At 67.4% G+C, this 3,907-nt stretch carries 3 protein-coding genes; all 3 read left to right on the top strand.

Going from position 1 to position 3,907, the window contains the following annotated elements:
- Positions 1-85: 85 nt before the first annotated feature.
- On the top strand, positions 86-817 hold the full coding sequence (locus ACFX4F_RS19305) for a hypothetical protein (RefSeq protein ID WP_265952013.1): 732 nt from the start codon (positions 86-88) through the stop codon (positions 815-817).
- 2 nt (positions 818-819) lie between these two features.
- The gene (locus ACFX4F_RS19300; RefSeq protein WP_380657909.1) at positions 820-1,434 is read left to right on the top strand and encodes an HAD family hydrolase; all 615 of its coding nucleotides are present in this window, start codon (positions 820-822) and stop codon (positions 1,432-1,434) included.
- 310 nt (positions 1,435-1,744) lie between these two features.
- Positions 1,745-3,718, top strand: coding sequence for an LTA synthase family protein (locus ACFX4F_RS19295; protein ID WP_380657906.1), 1,974 nt, complete (start codon positions 1,745-1,747; stop codon positions 3,716-3,718).
- The last annotated feature ends 189 nt before the right edge of the window (positions 3,719-3,907 follow it).

Here is a 3,907-nt window from a genome sequence, read left to right as displayed (position 1 = left end):
GTCGAGCCATGCTCGACGGGCTTTTCAACAGCAGTCGAGCATGGCTCGACTCTACAAAAAAGCGCAAACACGAAGGACCTCCGCCATGAAACGACTGATCCTGCTCACCGCCTGCACCCTGGCCCTGGCCGCCTGCAGCAACCCCGAGGAAGAACGCAAGGCGCAGGAGGCCGCCGCTGCCGCCGTGCAGGCGCAGAAGGAAGCCAAGGCCGAGGACGTGGCCAAGCAGTACGACATGGCCGTGGCCGCGCAGGACTGGGAGCGTGCGCGCCTGCATGGCGCCTCGTTGCTGGACCAGTACAAGGACACCGCCGCCGCCGAGCGCATCGCCGCCGGCTTCGACGAGGTCAAGGCCAAGGGCGATGCCGCGCGCGACCTGCGCCGCATGCAGGCGCTGTGGCAGTACAACCAGATTCCGGTCGGCAGCAAGGGCAACCAGGTGTCGGCACAGATCTTCAGCAAGGAACGGGTGGACGTGGATGGCAGTGGTGCCAAGCCGGTGCAGCTGGTGTTCCGCGATCATCCTGAATGGAAGCGTCATGCCTACCTGGTGCTGCAGGCCGGCGATTTCCGCTGCCCGCAGTGCACGGTGAAGGTCACGGTGGACGATGGCAAGCCGATCTCCATGGCGGCCTGGCGGCCGAAGACCGACGAGGCGATCGCCCTGTTCATCACCGACCAGAAGGCGCTGTGGAAGCTGGCAGCCAAGGGCAAGTCGATCCGCATCGAATTCCCGGTCAAGGCCGGTGGCACCCGCACGGCGGTGTTTGAAACCGGTGGCGTGGACGCCAGCCGCATGCCGGCGTGGTGGCATTGACCATGGATGCACGGGTGGCTGCGCTGGCACTGTCGACGATCCGCCACTGGGTGTTCGACATGGATGGCACGCTGACCGTGGCAGTGCATGATTTCGCGCGGATCAAGCGCGAACTGGCGATCCCGCAGGAGGATGACATCCTCACTCACCTGGCCGGGTTGCCGGCCGCGGAGGCCCGCGCCAAGCATGCCTGGCTGCTGGCGCACGAGCGTGCGCTGGCCGCTGCGTCGCAGCCGGCGACGGGCGCGGTGGCGCTGGTGCGCGCGCTGCAGGGCGCCGGCTGCCGGCTGGGCATCCTGACCCGCAACGTGCGCAGCCTGGCGCAGGTCACCCTGCAGGCCATCGGGCTGGGTGACGTATTTGCCGAAGACGCCATCATCGGCCGTGACGAGGCCGAGCCGAAGCCGTCCCCCGCCGGGCTCCAGTACTTCCTGCGGCGCTGGCAGGTGGAACCGTCGCAGGTGGTGATGGTGGGCGATTACCGCTTCGATCTGGAATGCGGCCGCGCGGCAGGCAGCCGCACGCTGCTGGTCAATGCCCCGGACAACCTGTGGCCGGACATGGCCTGTTGGCATCTGGCCGATTGCGCGGCAGTGCTGGAGCGCTGGCGAGGCTAGCGCGGCGCTCTCGACGCGTTGTGGCGGGAACCTGGGGACCGCGCCGGCGGTCAACGCTCGACTGTCATCACAGTGTATTGTGCGAGGCCGGCTGGACGCGCTTCGAATGCCCGGCAGGGATTGAAGCGCAGGCGGTTGCGGAACCGTCGCCGCTCACTGCCGCGGCCTGATCAACGCTGCGGCGGGCGTTGGCGGTGCCGGCGGGTGGTCCTGCCGCGCTGGCGGTTGTGTCGGGTTGCACGTTGTACGGTGTGGCCCGCTGCCAAGGATGGGGCATGGGTGTCCTTTGCTCCATTTCTGGATTCCTTTCATGCTCCGAGCTGTGTGGGTGTCGCTGTACCGGCGTCTGTGTCCGATTGCCGCCTTCTTCCTGTTTGGCCTGGTCGCCCTGTCGTTGTCGCGACTGGGATTGGCGCTGTGGCACGCCGCGCGGGTCAGTGCTGCCGACGGCTGGGCCACGGTGCTGCTGCAGGGCCTGCGGGTGGATGTGTCCACCCTGTGCCTGCTGTACGGCATCCCGGCGGTGCTGGCGCTGCTGTTGCCGCTGGAAGGGCGCATGGGCCGCGCGTGGCGCCATCTGCTGCGGTGGTGGCTGATCCTGGCGAGCGTGCTGCTGGCGTTCATGGAGCTGGCCACGCCGAGTTTCATGGCCGAGTACGGCCTGCGCCCCAATCGCCTGTTCCTGGAATATCTGATCTATCCCGAAGAAGTCGGGATGACCCTGCTGCGCGGCCATCTGCTGGCCGTGGTGATCGAAGTGGCCGCGGTGATCGTGCTGTTCTGGGCATTGCTTCGCGGGTCGCGGCGCTGGGTCGGCAACAGCCCGATGGCCACAGTCGAAGCCGGATGGCTGTGGCGGCTGCCGTTGGCGTTCCTGGTGCTGCTGCTGGCGGCGCTGGGCGTGCGTTCCAGCCTGGGTCATCGGCCCTTGAATCCGGCACTGGTGGCGTTCTCGACCGACCCGACCATCAACGCCTTGCCGCTGAATTCGCTGTACACCGTCGGCTATGCCGCGCGGCAACTGGCGACCCGCAGCGAAACCTCGCGCGTCTACGGTGACCTGCCGCTGGCCGAGGTGGTCGGCGAACTGCGCGCCAGCAGCGGCCTGCCGGCATCGGCGTATGTCTCCGACGCATTGCCGAGCCTGGCGCTGCGTCCGCCGCAGTACCAGGGCAAGCCGCGCAATCTGGTGATCGTGCTGGAAGAAAGCCTGGGCGCGCAGTTCATCGGCAGTCTTGGCGGGCGGCCGTTGTCGCCCAATTACGACCGCCTGAGCAGGCAGGGCTGGGCGTTCGAGCGTCTGTATGCGACCGGCACGCGTTCGGTACGCGGCATCGAGGCGGTACTGACCGGGTTCCCGCCGACCCCGGCCGAATCGGTGGTCAAGCTGCCCGCCAGTCGCCAGCGCTTCTTCACCCTGGCCGATGTGCTTGGACGGCATGGCTACGACACCGGCTTCTATTACGGCGGCGAAAGCCACTTCGACAACATGCGCGAGTTCTTCCTCGCCAACGGCTTCACCCGCATCGTGGACCGCAAGGATTACCGCAAGCCGGCATTTGTCGGCTCCTGGGGTGCGTCGGATGAAGACCTGTTCGGCCAGGCCGACCAGCAGTTCCGGCAGCTGAAAGCACAGGGCACGCCGTTCTTCGGCCTGGTGTTCACCTCCAGCAACCACGATCCGTTCGAGTTCCCGGATGGCCGCATCGACCTGTACGAGCAGCCGAACCAGACCCGCGACAACGCCGCCAAATACGCCGACCATGCGCTGGGCGAGTTCTTCCGCAAGGCGATGGCCTCACCGTACTGGGAGGACACCGTGTTCCTGGTGGTGGCCGACCATGATTCGCGGGTGTTCGGCAAGAACATGGTGCCGATCGGCAACTTCCATATTCCCGGGTTGATTCTCGGCGGCGGCATCGAGGCGCGCCGCGATACCCGCATCGTCAGCCAGATCGATCTGCCGCCGACGCTGTTGTCACTGCTGGGCATTACCGATCCCACCCCGACGGTGGGGCAGGACCTGACCGACCTGCAGCGGCTGCAGCCGGGACGCGCGCTGATGCAGTACGACCGCAACCTGGCGTGGATGGAGGGCAACGACGTGGCCATCCTGCAGCCGGACAAGCCCGCGCAGGGCTTCCGCTACGACCCGGCCAGCGACCAGCTGCAGCCGCAGCCGCTGCGGCCGGAACTGGCGCGGCGCGCACATGCCTACGCGATGTGGGGCACGCTGGCCTACGAAAAAGAGCTGTACCGCCTGCCGGAGAAGGCCAAGCCCTGAGCTGGAGGTAGCGCCGGGCCATGCCCGGCGAGCGCGCAGCGCGGGCTGCATCCGGAATCGAAAGTGTCTGGTCGGAAAGCCGCCGGGCATGGCCCGGCGCTAGCAGAGCGGTGCCGGCCGCTGGCCGGCAGTGTCGACCAAGGTCGACACCTACCAGGGCGCAGCGTGTCGACCAAGGTCGACACCCAC

This window comes from Stenotrophomonas sp. YIM B13575, from assembly GCF_042787595.1.
In the GTDB taxonomy this organism is placed as follows: Bacteria; Pseudomonadota; Gammaproteobacteria; order Xanthomonadales; family Xanthomonadaceae; genus Stenotrophomonas; species Stenotrophomonas lactitubi_B.
The sequence above is the reverse complement of the archived record's forward strand: the minus strand, read 5'-3'. Positions and strand labels throughout refer to the sequence as shown.

What these genes read in the sequence shown, in the direction of transcription:
- ACFX4F_RS19305 (WP_265952013.1), top strand. Translation starts at nt 86, where the DNA reads ATGAAACGACTGATCCTGCTCACCGCCTGCACCCTGGCCCTGGCCGCC.
- ACFX4F_RS19300 (WP_380657909.1), top strand. Translation starts at nt 820, where the DNA reads ATGGATGCACGGGTGGCTGCGCTGGCACTGTCGACGATCCGCCACTGG.
- ACFX4F_RS19295 (WP_380657906.1), top strand. Translation starts at nt 1,745, where the DNA reads ATGCTCCGAGCTGTGTGGGTGTCGCTGTACCGGCGTCTGTGTCCGATT.